Origin of the sequence: Mesorhizobium maamorense, assembly GCF_044998965.1 — a bacterium.
Lineage (GTDB): Bacteria > Pseudomonadota > Alphaproteobacteria > Rhizobiales > Rhizobiaceae > Mesorhizobium.
This window is the reverse complement of sequence record NZ_CP173356.1, coordinates 5,787,718-5,803,493: the sequence shown is the minus strand read 5'-3', so window position 1 is coordinate 5,803,493 and position 15,776 is coordinate 5,787,718. Positions and strand designations below refer to the sequence as shown.

Annotated in this window: 16 protein-coding genes; 8 read left to right on the top strand and 8 right to left on the bottom strand. The window is 63.3% G+C overall.

Translation table 11 applies throughout. The annotated features are described in order from the left end of the window. Nucleotides 1-58: 58 nt before the first annotated feature. From ACIU1A_RS29015 to ACIU1A_RS29005, 3 genes are all read right to left on the bottom strand, one after another. Nucleotides 59-1,033 carry an amino acid ABC transporter permease gene (locus ACIU1A_RS29015; RefSeq protein ID WP_404925886.1) on the bottom strand — a complete coding sequence of 325 codons (975 nt, stop codon included), beginning with the start codon at nucleotides 1,031-1,033 and terminating at the stop codon, nucleotides 59-61. Further along, complete coding sequence (locus ACIU1A_RS29010) at nucleotides 1,030-2,334, bottom strand: NAD(P)/FAD-dependent oxidoreductase (RefSeq protein WP_404925885.1); 1,305 nt, start codon at nucleotides 2,332-2,334, stop codon at nucleotides 1,030-1,032. The genes ACIU1A_RS29015 and ACIU1A_RS29010 overlap by 4 nt, the downstream gene beginning before the upstream one ends. Before the next feature lie 181 nt (nucleotides 2,335-2,515). After that, entirely contained in the window at nucleotides 2,516-3,280 is a 765-nt protein-coding gene (locus ACIU1A_RS29005; protein ID WP_224519058.1) for a transporter substrate-binding domain-containing protein, read from the bottom strand. Nucleotides 3,281-3,604: 324 nt separating this feature from the next. On the opposite strand from ACIU1A_RS29005, the gene ACIU1A_RS29000 reads away from it, so the two are divergent. Beyond that, complete coding sequence (locus ACIU1A_RS29000; protein ID WP_404928030.1) at nucleotides 3,605-4,216, top strand: Lrp/AsnC family transcriptional regulator; 612 nt, start codon at nucleotides 3,605-3,607, stop codon at nucleotides 4,214-4,216. Between the two features lie 41 nt (nucleotides 4,217-4,257). On the opposite strand, the gene phhA is transcribed toward ACIU1A_RS29000, so the two are convergent. Then, nucleotides 4,258-5,094 carry a phenylalanine 4-monooxygenase gene (phhA, locus tag ACIU1A_RS28995; RefSeq protein ID WP_140559072.1) on the bottom strand — a complete coding sequence of 279 codons (837 nt, stop codon included), beginning with the start codon at nucleotides 5,092-5,094 and terminating at the stop codon, nucleotides 4,258-4,260. A 137-nt stretch (nucleotides 5,095-5,231) separates the two neighbouring features. On the opposite strand from phhA, the gene ACIU1A_RS28990 reads away from it, so the two are divergent. Together ACIU1A_RS28990 and ACIU1A_RS28985 are read left to right on the top strand one after the other, a co-directional pair. Next, entirely contained in the window at nucleotides 5,232-5,708 is a 477-nt protein-coding gene (locus ACIU1A_RS28990) for an Lrp/AsnC family transcriptional regulator (protein WP_140491470.1), read from the top strand. 323 nt (nucleotides 5,709-6,031) lie between these two features. Next, nucleotides 6,032-6,490, top strand: coding sequence for a RidA family protein (locus ACIU1A_RS28985; RefSeq protein WP_140559074.1), 459 nt, complete (start codon nucleotides 6,032-6,034; stop codon nucleotides 6,488-6,490). Between the two features lie 25 nt (nucleotides 6,491-6,515). Here the strand turns inward: ACIU1A_RS28985 and argB are convergent, their stop codons facing one another. After that, nucleotides 6,516-7,409, bottom strand: a complete 894-nt coding sequence (gene argB / locus ACIU1A_RS28980) for an acetylglutamate kinase (protein ID WP_140491474.1) — start codon at nucleotides 7,407-7,409, stop codon at nucleotides 6,516-6,518. A gap of 166 nt (nucleotides 7,410-7,575) precedes the next feature. Continuing rightward, a complete protein-coding gene (locus ACIU1A_RS28975) occupies nucleotides 7,576-9,069 on the bottom strand; it encodes an amidase (protein ID WP_404925884.1) in 1,494 nt (497 codons plus the stop codon). 145 nt (nucleotides 9,070-9,214) lie between these two features. Between ACIU1A_RS28975 and ACIU1A_RS28970 the strand changes: the two genes are divergently transcribed. The 4 genes from ACIU1A_RS28970 to msrB all read left to right on the top strand — a co-directional run bounded on the left by ACIU1A_RS28970 (nucleotide 9,215) and on the right by msrB (nucleotide 11,931). Then, entirely contained in the window at nucleotides 9,215-9,754 is a 540-nt protein-coding gene (locus ACIU1A_RS28970) for a sigma-70 family RNA polymerase sigma factor (protein ID WP_140554637.1), read from the top strand. Next, nucleotides 9,751-10,449 carry an anti-sigma factor domain-containing protein gene (locus ACIU1A_RS28965; protein ID WP_404925883.1) on the top strand — a complete coding sequence of 233 codons (699 nt, stop codon included), beginning with the start codon at nucleotides 9,751-9,753 and terminating at the stop codon, nucleotides 10,447-10,449. The genes ACIU1A_RS28970 and ACIU1A_RS28965 overlap by 4 nt, the downstream gene beginning before the upstream one ends. A gap of 222 nt (nucleotides 10,450-10,671) precedes the next feature. Next, nucleotides 10,672-11,229, top strand: coding sequence for a fasciclin domain-containing protein (locus tag ACIU1A_RS28960; RefSeq protein WP_140491483.1), 558 nt, complete (start codon nucleotides 10,672-10,674; stop codon nucleotides 11,227-11,229). A gap of 198 nt (nucleotides 11,230-11,427) precedes the next feature. Further along, nucleotides 11,428-11,931 carry a peptide-methionine (R)-S-oxide reductase MsrB gene (gene msrB, locus ACIU1A_RS28955; RefSeq protein ID WP_140491485.1) on the top strand — a complete coding sequence of 168 codons (504 nt, stop codon included), beginning with the start codon at nucleotides 11,428-11,430 and terminating at the stop codon, nucleotides 11,929-11,931. A gap of 166 nt (nucleotides 11,932-12,097) precedes the next feature. On the opposite strand, the gene ACIU1A_RS28950 is transcribed toward msrB, so the two are convergent. Next, nucleotides 12,098-13,690 (bottom strand): DHA2 family efflux MFS transporter permease subunit, encoded by a 1,593-nt coding sequence (locus tag ACIU1A_RS28950; protein ID WP_140491487.1) that lies wholly within the window; start codon nucleotides 13,688-13,690, stop codon nucleotides 12,098-12,100. Nucleotides 13,691-13,712: 22 nt separating this feature from the next. Beyond that, complete coding sequence (locus ACIU1A_RS28945; RefSeq protein ID WP_404925882.1) at nucleotides 13,713-14,897, bottom strand: HlyD family secretion protein; 1,185 nt, start codon at nucleotides 14,895-14,897, stop codon at nucleotides 13,713-13,715. 127 nt (nucleotides 14,898-15,024) lie between these two features. On the opposite strand from ACIU1A_RS28945, the gene ACIU1A_RS28940 reads away from it, so the two are divergent. Further along, complete coding sequence (locus tag ACIU1A_RS28940) at nucleotides 15,025-15,759, top strand: TetR/AcrR family transcriptional regulator (RefSeq protein WP_140514299.1); 735 nt, start codon at nucleotides 15,025-15,027, stop codon at nucleotides 15,757-15,759. The last annotated feature ends 17 nt before the right edge of the window (nucleotides 15,760-15,776 follow it).

Sequence of the window (15,776 nt, the reverse complement as noted above, 5' to 3'; positions counted from 1 at the left end):
CTCAAAGGCCGTGGAGATGCGCACCAGCACGGCGGCGACGCAGCTTTCCGGAATTGTCCTACGCCCGCCGCTCCGACCGGCCAAAACGCCGTTCGAGATAGGCCTGGCCGAACTCCAGCGTGATTGACAGGATCCAGTAGATCATCGAGGCGGTGATCAACATCTCGATATGGCGGAACTCCGTCTGGCCCATGGTGCGGGCGAGATACATGATCTCCCAGACGCCGACGACCGACACCAGGGACGAGTCCTTCAGCATGGCGATGAACTGGTTGCCGGTCGGCGGGATGATGACGCGCATGGCCTGCGGCAGGATGACCAGCGCCATGGTCTGGCCGGGGCTCAGTCCAAGCGCGGTGGCGCCTTCGCTCTGTCCGCGCGGAATGCTTTCGATGCCGGCGCGGAAGATCTCGGTCATGTAGGCGCCATAACACAGCGACAACGCCAGAATGCCGGCCGGCACCGCGCCGATCACGTAACCGACCTGCGGCAGGCCGAGATAGATGATGTAGATCTGCATCAGCAAAGGAAGGCCGCGGAACAACGAGGTGTAGAAAGTGGCCAGCCCGTACACAATGCCGTTTCCGGTCAGTTTGGCGATCGCGCCGACAAGTGCGATGGCTGTCGCGATCAGGATCGAGATCGCCGAAATGTAGAGCGTGGTGGTGACGCCCTGGGTGATCAGGAAGCCGATCTTCCTGGCGATGAAGGCAAGCGACAGGTCGAAGGAATAGAAGAACAGCATCAGGAGTACGAACAGTTCGATCCAGACGCCGACGATCTGCTGCCGTCGGGTCAAAAGCAGCAGCAGCTTGCAATTCACCAGCACAATGAGCGCGATCAGCACCGCGGAAAGCGCGCGCGACAGGGCAGGGTTGGCCTGCAGCCAGCCGGATGCAACTGGAATCATCGAGCCGATCCAGCTTGACTTGATGCCCATCGCGTAAAGGCCGGCGGCCAACAGCGCCAGCACGAGCGCCGCCGCTGCGCGGCGGGTGATCCCCGGATAGAAGAGCATCAGCCTGCCGATCATGCCGTCACCTTGTCTTTCGTGGCGGCATGACGTTCTCGCCACCAGTCCTGCGCCTGCAATTTCCAGTAGGTGAGCTGCGCGGCCGCCAGGCCGGCGGCGCCGCCGGCCCAGCTCAATCCGAATGGCGCGAACTGCCGGTACCGGTCCGAAACGCCCAGAATGCCTTCCGCAACGATTTTTCCGGCGATGGCCGTGGTGTTGAGACCATGGCCGCCGAAAGCCGTGCAATACCAGACACCCGGCTGCAATTCGCCGATCTGGGGCATCAGGTGACGGGCATAGGACATCAATCCGGACCAGGCCAGTTCGGTCTTGAGGTCCGCAAGCTGCGGATAGGTACCGATCATCTCGCGGCGCAATTCGCGCGCCAGCGCGTAGGCGGAAGCGGCGCGCGTGGTGATGCGCCCGCCCCACAAAAGGCGATTGCCGCCATCGACCAGCCGATAATAGTCGCCGGCCCGCCGGTTGTCGCCGACTGCGTCCGTGGTCGCAACGGCTTGCGCGATCAGGCGCGGCGCCGGCTCGGAAACCATCACATAGGTCGCGATGGGCAGGAAGGCGCGGTAGAGCTGACTGAATACCGGGCCGGTGTAGCCGCCGGTAGCCAGCACGACGCGCGGTGCCCGAAGCGTGCCCTCTCGCGTGCGCAGCATCTTTTGCGGCCCCGACAGATCACATTGCACGACTTCGGAGCTCTCATGGATGCTGCCGCCAAGCCGCTCGATCTCATCGGCCACGGAACGCAGATAATTAAGCGGATGGATGTGAAAGGCTTTCGGGTCGCGCAGGCCCTGATAGTAGCGAGCCGATTTAAGCACCGAACGGACGTCTTCTCTGCGCAGATATTGAAGCTCGTATCCGTGGTCGCGCGCCGTCTGGTCGGCATAGGCCTTGAGCGCGTCGCCATCGTCGTAGCGCAGGACGCTGACCAGCCCCTCGCGCGGCATGGCGGCCGATATGTCGAGCGCCTCGATGGTATGACGCACGAATTCGACGCCCTCGATCGACAGCCGGTGCAGTTGCCGCGCGGCCTCCTTGCCGACGCGTGCGGCAATGGTGTCGCCGCCGGTGGCGAAGCCAGGCGTGACGAAGCCGCCATTGCGGCCGGAGGCGCCGAAACCGACGACCTGGGCCTCCAGCACGGCGACGCGCAGCCCGGAGCGCGACAGCTGCAGCGCCGTGGTCAGGCCGGCCAGTCCCCCGCCGACGATGGCCACGTCACGGTGCGCCTCGCCGCGGAGCCGGGGCCTGATCTTCCGGTCGATCATGGTGCGGGCGTAATAGGTGTCCGGATAGGCCATCGGCGACTTTCAACTGCATCCCGCTCATAGTCAGGAAAAGCGCGTAGCGCTTTTCCCCGGGAAATTGCGCAAGAACAAAGGTTTAGAGAGGGGTGGCGATTGTTTCAAACGCTGAACCGCTCCAGCATTTGACGCGTGTTGCCCGCCGGCAGCCGAGCGGCAGCCGGCGAGCAATCCAACGTCATTTGGCGCTGTAGTCCTTGCCGTACCATTTCGTGGTCAGCGCGGCGAGCGTGCCGTCCTTCTTCAGCTCGGCGATGATGCCCGAAACCTTTGCGGTCCACTCGGGATCGTTCTTCTCGGCAATGACGACGAGCGGTTCCCGGAAGGCATATTCCCCTTCGAGGATCTTCACGGGATAGCCGTTCTTGATGGCGTTCTGCGCCGTCTGCTCCGGCGCGATCACGGCATTCAGGCGAACACCGTCGCCAAGCCGCAGATCATCGAAGGGAAGCATGGAATCGGCGAAGGTGCGGATCTCGCCGGGCTCCAGCTTGTATTCGACGGGAGGCAAGCCGGGCGCGTCGATCTCAAGCTTGCGGCGGATGAAATCCTCCGAGGTGGTGGCCGTCTCGACGCCGATCACCTTGCCGTTGAGATCGGCGACCGACTTCGCGGTGCTGTCCTTGTGCACGACGTAGACATAGGGGCTGTAGTAATAGATGCCGACAAAATCGATCACCTTGGAACGAGCCTTGGTCGGTGTGACCGAGCCGACGCCGAGGTCGTAGCGCCCTTGCCAGCGACCGCCGGTCAGCGTCGCCCAGTCAGGCGTCTCGAACGAGACCTCGACCCCCAGCCGTTTGCCGATCTCGCGCGAGACATCGATGTCGAAGCCGGCGAGCTCGTTGCTGTCATTGAGAAAGCTTTGCGGCGGCCAGGCGGCGTTGGTGGCGACGACCATCGCCTTCTTCGACGTGACGCGATCCAAAGTTTCTCCGGCCATGGCCGCCGTCGTGATCGCGAATGTCGCGACGGCAAGAATGGCGAAATCGAGCAGTTTTTTCAAAGTTATCCTCCCTTATGGATGCAGCTGAAATGACGGTACCTGCGTCGGGCACCAGTGGTTGTTTCGATCGGCCTCGTCCGCGACGTCTCCGCGGCGTACCGTGGCGTTCGGCTTGCGGATGCAAGTCCAACGCGGCTCGGTGTCGATTTGCGTCCATCGCAGCCGAAGCTGTTCCCCCTCATGGACTGGCGTTTGTGACAGTTGACACTCAGGTCGCGAAAAGCAGGGTTCCACCCGGCGAAATGCCGGATAGTGGCAGCCATGCAGTCATTACGTGCCGTGAGGCGGCAAAATGCCGGATATTTGCGCCTTGCGCAGCCTGCACCGGCGGTTCCTGAGGATTGTCGCGGCGGTGGTTCAGCCGATAGGATCGCGCCGAGCGATTGGACGGGTTCCAGGGCGGATCGAAGGAGAGGATTGATTGTGGAATTGACCGAAAAAGATCGCCAGTTGCTCGCGCTGATGCAGAAGAACGCGCGTGAGCCGGTCGCATCACTGGCGCGTCAGCTCGGCGTATCCCGGACTGCCTTGCAGGAGCGCATACAAAAGCTCGAGGCGGGCGGGGTCATCGAAGGCTACGCGGTGCGGCTGACCAAGGACGCGGCTCAGAATTCCGTCCACTGTTTCACCTTCGCCGCCCTGAACAACAAGAGCTACCCGGACGTCTCCAGGAAGATCAAGGCTATGCCTTCGATCCAGGCGGTCTACGCCATAACCGGCGAGTGGGACCTGATCATCCATGTCGCGGCCGAGACGCTCGAGAAGCTGAACCGGGAAGTGAATGCGCTGAATGAAATCAGCGGCATCGTCAAAACGGCATCGCATGTGGTGATGGAGACGAAGTTCAACCGCAACATCTATGCCGCACTATAGGAAGGGCGAGTTTTCGCTCGCCCCTGCCCACCCAAATCCGGCTACACAGTCGCCGGGTCGAGTGCGGGCTCGCCCATGCGGCGAGCGACGATCGCCGCGAAATCGGCGGTCTGGAATGTGTCGCGCAGCGCGTCGAAGGACGGCAGCACGAAATAGACGCGCTGGAACTTGTCGATTTCGTAGCCCGTGCGCATCACCGTTTCCAGGTCGAAAGACGCATGGTGCGCATCCTTGCTTTCGACCGCGAACTGCAACTCCGTGAAGGATGACATCAGGCCGGCGCCGAAGGCCTTCAGCGGCTGACCACTTTCCTGCATGAGGCCGTATTCGGCCGTGTACCAGTAGAGCCGGCTGATCATTTCGTCGCCGCCCAGCGCGATGATGTCGCCGGCCTTCTGGCCATACATCTGCATGAAGTCGGCGAAGACCGGCTGCGACAGCACAGGCACATGTCCGAAGAAATCATGGAACATGTCGGGTTCGACGATGTAGTCGAGCTCCTGCTGCGTCCGCAGCCAGTTGGTGACGGGGAAACGGCGGCTGGCGAGATGGTCGAAGAAGGGCGCGGCCGGGATGAGCCCTGGCACGGCGACGATCTCCCAGCCAGTCAGCTTACGCAACTTGGCACTGACTTCGTCGAAGTCCGGGATGCGGTCGAGCAGGCCGAGCTTGTCGACGCCGTCGAGATAGGAATGGTGGGCGAGCTTGCGCGTCAGTTTCGTCTGGCGGTCGCACAGTGTGCGCCAGACCGCCTGTTCCTCGGCGCTGTAGTCATAGCCTTGCGCCACGGTGAAATCGGCACGGCAGACCGAGTAGTCGCCGCGCAACCCTTGAGCCGCGCAGTCGCGGGCATATTCGGCAACGCTCATCGTCGTCATGGTTTTCTCCTCGCCAATCTTGAATTCCGGATGTGCCCGAAGTTAACCGGATTTGCGGAGGCAAATCGGTTTTGGTGATGGCCGGAATGAGGATTTTTGGATAACATCCACTCGGAATATGCCATAGCGGAGTGAAAATGCCTCAATTCGACGATTTCGAGATCAAGATGCTCGATATCCTCCAGCGCGACGGACGCAAGCCGGTCTCCGAACTGGCGCAGGAGATCGGCCTGTCGACGACACCTTGCGCGCGGCGCTTCGAGGCGCTGCAGGAGGCCGGCATCATCAAGGGCTTTGCCGCCGTGCTCAGCCGCCGTGCCGTCGGCCTGACGGTCGAGGTGTTCATCCAGGTGCGGCTGGTCAGCCACAGCGACGGTTCGCCCGAGAGTTTCATCGCCGCGGTCCAGCGCATGGACGAGGTATCATCCTGCTGGACGATGACCGGCGACCACGACTTCCTGCTGCATGTCATGGTGCCGTCGGTCGACGAACTCAACGCCTTCGTCATGCACCGGCTGATGCGGCTCGACGGTGTGCGCGACGTCCACACGCAGCTCGTGCTGCAGAACATCAAGGGACCCGGCCACGTGCCGCTCGGACATCTGCGGCGGTGATGGCGCCGGCCAGCATGGGCGGATCACCCATGAAGAGGTCCCGCCATGAAGCTCGTTCTCCATGCGCTGGTATACGCAGATGGACGGCGGCTCTGGTCCGCGAGTCTAGGGATTTCTGACGCGCGATGGCCGGATGAAAGATGGCCGATTTCCGGAGCGCGCCACAGGACGCGGAAGAGCAATCGATGGTGTTCGAACGGACGGCATGGAAACCTGCCGTGCTCGCGGCCATGCATTCGCACCGCGCCTGACTTTTTCACGCTGGCCGTTATCAGGCTGCGCGCTACTTCCTGGAAGCAGAGGGTGTCCGGCAGGAGGAAGCGATGGAGCTTGTCACCCATAAAAAGATGAAAGAGGGCCGGCTGATGCCTTGGGGAAAAGGCACCGTCGTCAGCGGCGCCAGGGGCTATGTCTTTCTCGCCGGCAATACGGGCACGGCCGAAGATTACGACCCGTCGACGGGCAAAGGTGGCGCCGTCGGGGACGCGGCGACGCAATGGCGCTCCATTTTGACGACCATCAAATCGGACCTGGAGGAGCTTGGCAGCTCGCTCGAGCATCTCGTCAAGATCACCCAATATGTCAAAGGACCATTTCCGGACGGCGGCGTTCTGAGTTCCCCCAATTTCCGGCTGGACGTCATGGACGAATTCTTCGCCGCGCACTGCCCGAAGCACTGCAGCTACAACAATCCGCCGCCATCGGAGGTAATCGGGGTTGCCGCACTTGCGCATCCCGATCTCGTCATCGAGATCGTGGCGATCGCCGCTCTACCGGACTAGCGTCCGGCGCGACAGCCCACAAATGTCAGGGCACGATCAGCGTGCCGGCGCCGTGCTCGGTGAACAGTTCAAGCAGCACCGAATGCGGCGTCTTGCCGTTGAGGATGACGACGCCTTCGACGCCGCGCTCGATCGCCTCGATGCAGGTCTCGACCTTCGGGATCATGCCGCCCGACACCGTGCCGTCCTTGATCAGCGCCTTGGCCTCGGCGACCGTCAGCTCGTCGATCAGCTTCTTGTCCTTGTCGAGCACGCCCGGCACATCGGTGAGGAACAGAAGACGCGAGGCCTTGCAGGCGCCGGCGATGGCGCCGGCAAAGGTATCGGCATTGATGTTGTAGGTGTGTCCGTCGCGGCCGGGCGCCACCGGCGCCAGCACCGGGATCATCTCGGAGCGCGCCAGAAGGTCGAGCAGCGTGCGATCGACCTCGACCGGCTCGCCGACGAAGCCGAGATCGAGCACGCGCTCGATGTTGGAGTCCGGGTCGATCATGGTCTTGCGCGCCTTTTCGGCGAACACCATGTTGCCGTCCTTGCCGCACAGGCCGATCGCCCATTCGCCCTCGGCGTTGATGAGCGCGACGATCTCCTTGTTGATAGAGCCCGCCAGCACCATCTCGACGATCTCGACCGTCTTCTGGTCGGTGACGCGCAGGCCGCCCTCGAATTTGGATTCAATGCCCATCTTGTTGAGCATGGCGCCGATCTGCGGCCCGCCGCCATGGACGACGATCGGGTTGACGCCGGACTGTTTCAACAGCGCGATGTCGCGCGCGAAGGCTTTGCCGAGTTCGCTGTCGCCCATGGCGTGGCCGCCATATTTCACCACCACCGTCTTGTTCTCGTAGCGCTGCATGTAGGGCAGCGCCCGCGACAGCAGGGCGGCCTGCATTTCGGCGGTGGCGGCGATGTCCGTCATCGGCGTGGTTCCCTGGCTTTTGATTTCATGCCTGTCGTTGCCCCAAAGTCGCTGCGCATTTTTGGCGACATGCATCAGGTAAAGACGGCGGCGTCTTAGCGGGAATTGACGCGGGCCGCAAACGGCTTTGCTGTCATATTCGGGCGGCTCACGACCTCGTCATCACTTAAGGCACCATAAGCGGCGCCCTGCGGCCAAGCCAACCGGAGATCTTCTCCATCTGCGCGGCCAGGGACAAAAGCGTCTCCTCGTCACCGGGGCGGCCCGCGGCCTGGACGCCGAGCGGCAGGCCGGCTTCGGTGACGTGGATGGGCAACGCAATGGAGGGCTGGCCGCTGACATTCTGGATCGCCGGCCAGTGGGTGAACCACAGGCTCTTGTCCATCAGCTGGCCGAACAGCGGTTCGATCCTGAGCAGCGCCGTGAGGCGAAGCTTGTCGAGCATATTTTCGATGAGCTCGTCGGCGCCCTTCGGGTCCATCGCGCCGCAAGCGAGCGGCGGGTGGGCGATAACAGGCATCAGCACGGCGTCGTAACGCGCCGTCTCCGCAATCAGTTGCCGCGAGGCGGCATGCAGCCGCTGCAAGCCGGCATAGGTCTCGCCGGCCGAGACCATTTCGCCCAATCGGCCGAGCACCCGCGTCGCGCGCTCGATGTCGCCGGTGACGGTGCGGCCGATGCGCACCGCCTCGGCCCGCAACATGCCTGCGACAGCCGAGGCAACCGTTCTGCAGAAATCGGCGAAGAAGTCGCGACCGATGGAGGGCAAATCGATTTCCTCGACGCTGTGGCCGCCCTCGCGGGCGAGCGCCACCGCGGTATCGAGCGCTTTCAGCGTCTCGGCCGAAATCGGCAGGCCGAGCGGAGAGTTCCGGTACATTGCGAGCTTGAGCTTGCCGGGATCGCGCGCGGCAGCCGCGGCGAACGCACCCTTCGGCGGCGGCGCGGCATAGGGCGCGAGCGGGTCGGGGCCATGGGTGAGGTCAAGCAGCAGGGCGCAATCTCGCACCGAGCGGGTGACGGCATGGTCGACCACCATGCCGTACCAGCTTTCGCTCACCGATGGCGACAGCGGAACGCGGCCGCGCGAGGTCTTGAGGCCGACCAGCCCGGTGCAGGCAGAAGGCACGCGGATCGAGCCGCCGCCATCGGAGGCATGCGCCACCGGCACGACGCCGGCGGCGACCAGTGCCGCAGCGCCGCCGGACGAGCCGCCGCTGGTGTGGCCGGTGTTCCAGGGATTGCGGGTGATGCCGAAGGCTTTTGATTCGGTCATCAGCCGCAGCCCGTGTTCGGGCGATGTCGAGGTGACGATGGGTATCAGTCCGGCGGCGAGATAGCGTTCGGTCAGCACCGAACTGACCTCGGGCATCCAGGCGGGGATGCGGCTGCCGCCATGCGACGGCACGCCCTTGATGGCGATGCCGAGATCCTTGACGGCGAAGGGCACGCCGGCCAGCGGTAGGGAATGATCGATGCCCTTCGCCCGGCTGCGCGCCGCATCGTAGAGTGTCTCGGCCGTGGCATTGATTTCAGGCCGGCTGGCCTCGGCGCGCGCGATCGCCGCGTCGACCAGTTCGACCGGCGAAACCTCGCCCTTGCGCACCAACGTGGCAAGGCCGGTGGCGTCTTCTTCCCACAGCACTCGTTCGACCGACATGCGCACTCCCCCGATCCAGGCAAGGTAACCAGCGGCCAATCCGTTGGCAATCGAGCGATGAACGAGTGCGGCGCGGTGCGGAAAGCTTTGGGTGCACGGAAATTTGCGCCGTTGCAAATACATCGCAATCCCCTAATTTGCCGACATGACGCCACAGGAGATCAGCAATCTGATTGTCCGGACTTCGATGAAGGACCGGGCTTCGTTCGATCTGCTGTACCGGCAGACCAGCGCGAAACTTTTCGGTGTCTGCCTTCGTGTATTGAAGGACCGGGGAGATGCCGAAGAGGCGCTTCAGGAAGTCTTCGTCAAGATATGGACGAAGGCGGACCGTTTCGCCGTCTCGGATCTAAGCCCGATTTCCTGGCTGGTGGCCATCGCGCGCAACCATGCGATCGATCGTATCAGGGCGCGGCGGGAACCTGCCGCCTACATCGATGCCGCGCTCGATGTGGCCGATCCGGCGCCGGGACCGGAGGCCATGACCGTGGCAGGTGGCGAGTCCGAGCGCATCCACCGTTGTCTCGAGGAATTGGAAAAGGGCCGGGCAGCGGCTGTCCGGGGCGCCTATCTGAACGGCGAGAGCTATGCCGAACTGGCGGAGCGCCACGGCGTGCCGCTGAACACGATGCGAACCTGGCTGCGACGCAGCCTGCTGAAGCTCAGAGAGTGTCTGGAAAGATGACGCTGGTAGACGACGACGGACCGGAACGTGGAGGCGACGACCTGTTCGCCGCCGAATACGTGCTTGGCGTCCTGACAGCGGAAGAACGCCAGATCGCGTCCCGCCGCATCGATGGCGACGCCGCATTCGCTCGGCTTGTCGATGCCTGGGAGGCCCATTTTTCGCCCTTGGCCGTCGCCTATCCCGGGACAGAACCTCCGATCAGGGTCAAGGAGGCGATCGGTCGCCGGCTGTTCGCCTCGCAGCCTCGCGCCGGCCTATGGTCGAGCCTTGCCTTCTGGCGCGGCCTTGCCGCCGCCGCCATCGCGGCGCTGGCGATCTACATCGCCTTGCCTTTCATCAACCCGCCGCTCCAACAACCACAGCTTGTCGCCTCGCTGGCCGCCGAAGGCAGCGACGTCAGATACCTCGTCGTCTATGACGCGGCGCATCATGAAGTCGGCCTGTCGCACGTTTCCGGTGAGCGGGCCTCCGGCAAGGACTTCGAACTGTGGGTGATCGTGGGCAAGAACGCGCCGGTTTCGATGGGCGTCATCCCGGCCGGGAAGGCTGCGCATGTGGCGGTTTCGCCGGCCGTGCAGCAGAAACTTGCGCAGGGCGCCGTGCTGGCGGTCAGCCTCGAGCCTTCAGGCGGTTCGCCGACCGGCCAGCCGACGGGACCGGTGGTCGCGGCAGGCGACCTGAAGAGCATCTGATGGCTCCCCGCCCGGACCGTCGCCTTACAAAATAGTGAAGTCTATTTTTGCAAGGATAACTGCGGACCAAATTCCCGCGGTTGGATCAGCCTATCCACCAAAATCACTGGACCTCATTCGGAAGAAAAGAATTCTTTCATAGAAAGCGAAACTAAGTTTTTCATGGCCCGTATCTCCTCGCGTTCCCAATGATGGGGAAAACAACCCGAGGAGACTTACATCATGCGTAAATTCGCCACCCTTTTGCTCGCCGGTACGATCGGCCTCTCAGCGCTCGGCACCATCGCCTATGCCGCCAATCCGATGGTCGGGGGCGCACCCATGTACGCCAAGAAGAACATCATCGAGAACGCCGTCAATTCGAAGGACCACACGACGCTGGTCGCTGCCGTCAAGGCAGCGGGCCTGGTCGACACGCTGCAGGGCGCCGGGCCCTTCACCGTCTTCGCTCCCACCAACGAGGCCTTTGCAGCACTTCCGGCCGGCACGGTCGAAACGCTGCTCAAGCCCGAGAACAAGGACAAGCTGACCAAGGTCCTGACCTGCCATGTGATCGCGGCGAAAGCGATGGCCGCCGACGTCGCCAAGATGGCCAAGGCCGATGGCGGCGCGCATGTAGTCAAGACCGCCGGCGGCTGCGAGCTGACGCTCAAGGCCGATAAGGGCAAGGTCACCGTCACGGACGAGAACGGCAATGTCGCCCATGTGACGATTGCCGACGTCAGGCAGTCCAATGGCGTCATCCACGTCATCGACAAGGTTCTTTTGCCGAAGATGTAACATACGGCTCGCTGCCGGCGAACAGGCAGCAAGGCTCTCCTGCCGGTGCGCGACTTCGTACACGCGTTGCGCCGGCAGGCGTCCGCTCCGCACTGTGGCTCCATCCAGGAGGCTGGTGCGGGTAACGTTCGGCCCTCAACGGCTTTTGATTTTCAGCCGAGCGTTGAATGTGGCAAACAGATAGCAGGAGGATTGGCCATGAACCGTCGCGACTTTCTCTTGAGCGGCGCCGCCGCCATCGGCGTGGTCGCCGGCACGGCATCTCTGCTGCGCATGGGCGGATCGCAGGATGCACGTGCGGCGGAGACCTTCGAAGTCACCAAGACCGATGCCGAATGGCGCGCGATCCTGTCTCCCGCGGCCTTCGACGTGCTGCGCAAGGAAGGCACCGAATATCCCGGCACCAGCCCATTGCTCAACGAGCACCGCAAGGGCGTCTTCGCCTGCGCCGGCTGCGACCTGCCGGTTTACTCCTCCGAGACGAAGTTCGATTCCGGCACCGGCTGGCCGAGTTTCTGGCAGGAGATCGCCAACGCCGTCGGCAAGACGCAGGACCGGTCGCTCGGCATGACTCGCACCGAAGTCCACTGCCGCCGCTGCGGCGGCCATCTGGGCCATGTCTTCGACGACGGCCCGCCGCCGACCGGGCTGCGTCACTGCATCAACGGCGTGGCGCTGAGCTTCAAGCCCGCCACCGCCTGAGACCATGCGGCCGCGATATGAAAAAACTCCGGGCTTGCGACCCGGACTTTTTAGCGGTCAGTCATTTCGGGCGTGGACTGGAGGAGCTTCCCGAAACGGCTGCCCGTGTTTCCTTGCTTCCAGCGCGATTCAGGACGCAAATCGTTTCTCCGGTATTGCCCTGGTGTCAGTGCCCGCCGCCACCACCGCCGGCGGCCGCCGGTTTGCGGATCATCATGGTGAACAGGCCAAGCGTCGCGAACAGCACCGTCAGCATGTAGAACACGTCCATGAAGGACAGCAGCGCCGCCTGCTGCTGGACCATGCCCGACAATTTCGAGATCGCCGCGCTGGCCGCATCCAGGCCGGCGGTCTGCTCGAAATTGAGCGTCATGTTCTGAAGCTTCTGCTGCGCGGCCGCACTTCCCCACTGCACGTGCTCGGAGAGCCTTGCATAGTGGAAGGCGTTGCGGTCGATCAGCACCGTGTTGATCAGGGCGAGGCCGACGGCACCGCCGAGATTGCGGGTCAGGTTGAACAGGCCCGATGCATTCTTCAGCCGCTCGGGCGGCAGCGTGCCGAGCGCGATGTTGTTGATCGGCACCATGCACAGCATCATCGAACAGCCGCGCAGGATCTGCGGGATGAGCAGCTCGTAGAAATCCCAGTCGGCGGTCAAATGCGTCATCCACCATGTTCCGGTGGCAAAGCCGAAGAAGCCGATCATCATCATCAGGCGCGGGTCCATCTTGTTCGACAGGATGCCCGAGACCGGTGCGGTGAAGAACATCGCCAGGCCGCTGACGAACAGCGCCTCGCCGATCATCATGGAATCGTAGCCGCGGATGCGTCCGAGGAACACGGGGTAGAGATAGGTGAGACCGTAAAGCCCGATGCCGATGACGAAGGAGAACAGCGAGCCGAAGGCGAAGTTGATATTGCTGAACGCCTTGAGATCGACGATCGGCTCCTCGGCGGTGAACACCCGCCAGAAGAACAGCACCGCGCCGAAGGTCATGACGACGGCACAGATGAACACCGCCTGATCCTGCAGCCAATCATTGTTCGGGCCTTCCTCGAGCACATATTCCATGCAGCCGAGGAACGCCGCCATGCCGGCAAGGCCCCACCAGTCGAACTTCGAGAACAGCTTGAGGTTGGGCTTGTCGAAGTCGATCAGCGACCAGGCCGCCGTCGTCACCAGAATGCCGGGCACGACATTGACGAGGAACAGCCAGTGCCAGGACATTGCGTGGCTGATATAGCCGCCGACGGTCGGACCGATGGTGGGCGCCAGGGTGGCCACCAGGCCGATCATCGGCGACACGACGGCACGGCGCGACGGCGGGAAGATGGTGAAGGCGGCCGCAAAGACGCTGGGGATCATGCCGCCGCCGATAAAACCCTGGATGGCGCGGTAAACGATCATCTGGTCGATGTTGGTGGCGGTCGCGGCGAGCGCGCTTGCAGCGGTAAAACCCGCCGCCGAAATTGTGAACAGAACACGCGTCGACAGCATCCGGCTGAGAAAGCCGGACAGGGGGATCATGACCACCTCGGCGATCAGATAGGCCGTCTGCACCCAAGGGATCTCGTCGGAACTGGCGCTCAGGCCAGCCTGGATCTCGGCCAGCGAGGCCGAGACGATCTGGATGTCCAGGATGGCCATGAACATGCCGAACACCATCGCCAGGAAGGCTATGACGCGCCGCGTCGAGATGGTGTCAGGCACAGCCGGCCTCGCCGGCGGCGCTCCTGCGGTCAGGGTTGCGGTGGCCATGGCGTTGCTCCCCGGAGCGCGCTCAGTTGATCGCGGCCGGCGCGGTGCGGCTGTCGACGGCGACAACGACGCTTAAGCCGGCGCGCAGTCTGCCGCTCTTCAGCGCATCGGCCGGCACGTCGATGCGGACCGGGACGCGCTGCACCACTTTGGTGAAATTGCCGGTGGCATTTTCCGGCGGCAGCAGCGAGAACACGGCACCCGAGGCCGGCGCCAGCGAGGAAACAGTGCCCTCGATGGGCTCGCCGTCGATGGCATCGACCGAAATCCTGACCTTTTCGCCGGGCACCAGCCGGGCAAGCTGGGTCTCCTTGAAGTTGGCGACGATGTAGAGCTTGTTCATCGGCACGATGACGGCGAGCTTCTGGCCGGGGCTGACGAGGTCGCCCTGCTCGACGGAACGGTTGCCGACAACGCCGTCATAGGGCGCCTTGAGCACCGTGAAGGACAGGTCGCGCGCGGCCTTGTCGCGGCTGAGCTGCAAGGATGCCAGCGTGCTTGCCGATTCAGCACGCTGCGCCTCCAGCACGCCGATATTGGCCTGTGCTGCGGCGATCTGCGCGTCGGCGCCGACGAGAGCGGCGTTGGCCTGGTCGAGCGCCGTCTGGGCGTCGTCGAGTTGCGCCTGAGTACCGACATGGGTCTTGAGCAGTTGCGCGGCGCGCTGCTGGGCGCGCGCGGCATTGGCCGCCGCGGCCTGGTCGGCGGTCTTGGCGGCCTGCGCCTGCTGCAAGGAGGCCTGCGCCGCCTTGGTCTGCGCATCGATGCGATCGAGCGTCCTGGCCAGCGTGGCGATCTGCGCCTCGGCCTGGGCGACCGCTATTTTATAGTCGCCGTCATCGACCGTCAGCAGGGGATCGCCGGCCTTGACCTGCTGGTTCTCGCTGACCTTGACCTGATCGACATAGCCGGAGATCTTGGGCGAAATGAAAGCCATGTCGGCCTGGACATAGGCGTCGTCGGTCGAAATCATGAAACGGCCGGTGGTCCAGTAATCGTAGCCGTACCATGCGCCGGCGCCGAGCAAGGCGACGCCGATGATCGGCAGCAGGAAGGAGCGCACGGAACGCTTTTTCTTCGGCGGAGTTTCCGCCAGGGGCGGCGCTGCGACTGGCTGGACGGGAACTTCCGGTGCTTCCGTCGCCGGAGCAACCTTGGCGTTGGGGAAAGGACGGACTTCGGCGGTGGACGGCGCGTTCGAGGACATGACATCTCTCTAAATTATAATACTGAACCGTTCGGTTCGATCCGGCCGTTGACATAGCGCCTAAAGAGGACCATATCAAGAGGCAATCGAACCGCTTGGTTCGAATTATTTTCGAGGTGTGACTTTAATGGCCGACACAACGCCCGACGTCGAAAACGACAATTGCGGCGACCTGCTGGACGGCTTGCGCCGCGGCCGCCCGGCAGCCGGACAGGATCCGGTCAAGCGCAGCCAGATCATCGATGGCGCCCGCCGGGTCTTCATCGACAAGGGCTTCGAGGCGGCCTCGATGAACGACATCACGCGGGAAGCCGGCGTGTCGAAAGGCACCATCTATGTCTACTTCGCAAACAAGGAAGAGCTGTTCGAGGCGCTGATCGAGGAAGAGCGCGGCACGATCTTCAAGAACATGTATGACGTGCTCGACCGTGCCGACGACCTGCGCGAGACGCTGGTGAAATTCGGCAAGGTCCTGTCCATGAAGATCACCTCGGCCAAGGTCATCCAGGCCCAGCGCACGGTGATCGGCGCCTCCGACAGGATACCCGACATGGGCGCGCGGTTTTACGAACGCGGCCCCAAACGCGGCCACGACAAGGTCGTGACCTTCCTCAATGCCGCCATCGACCGTGGCCTGCTCAAGATCGACGATGTCGACCTTGCCGCCTATCAGTTCACAGAACTCTGCCTGGCCGGTCTTTTCCGGCAGTGCATCTTCGCCTATCGCGCCAAGGCTCCGAACCAGGACGAAATCGACCATATCGTCAGGTCGGGCGTCGACATGTTCCTGAAGGCCTATGGCACCGAAATGCTTGCCGCGGAGGAAAGCCACAAGATGATCGCCCTGGAGGCGAAGGCTTAACCCGGCTTTTTGTGCCG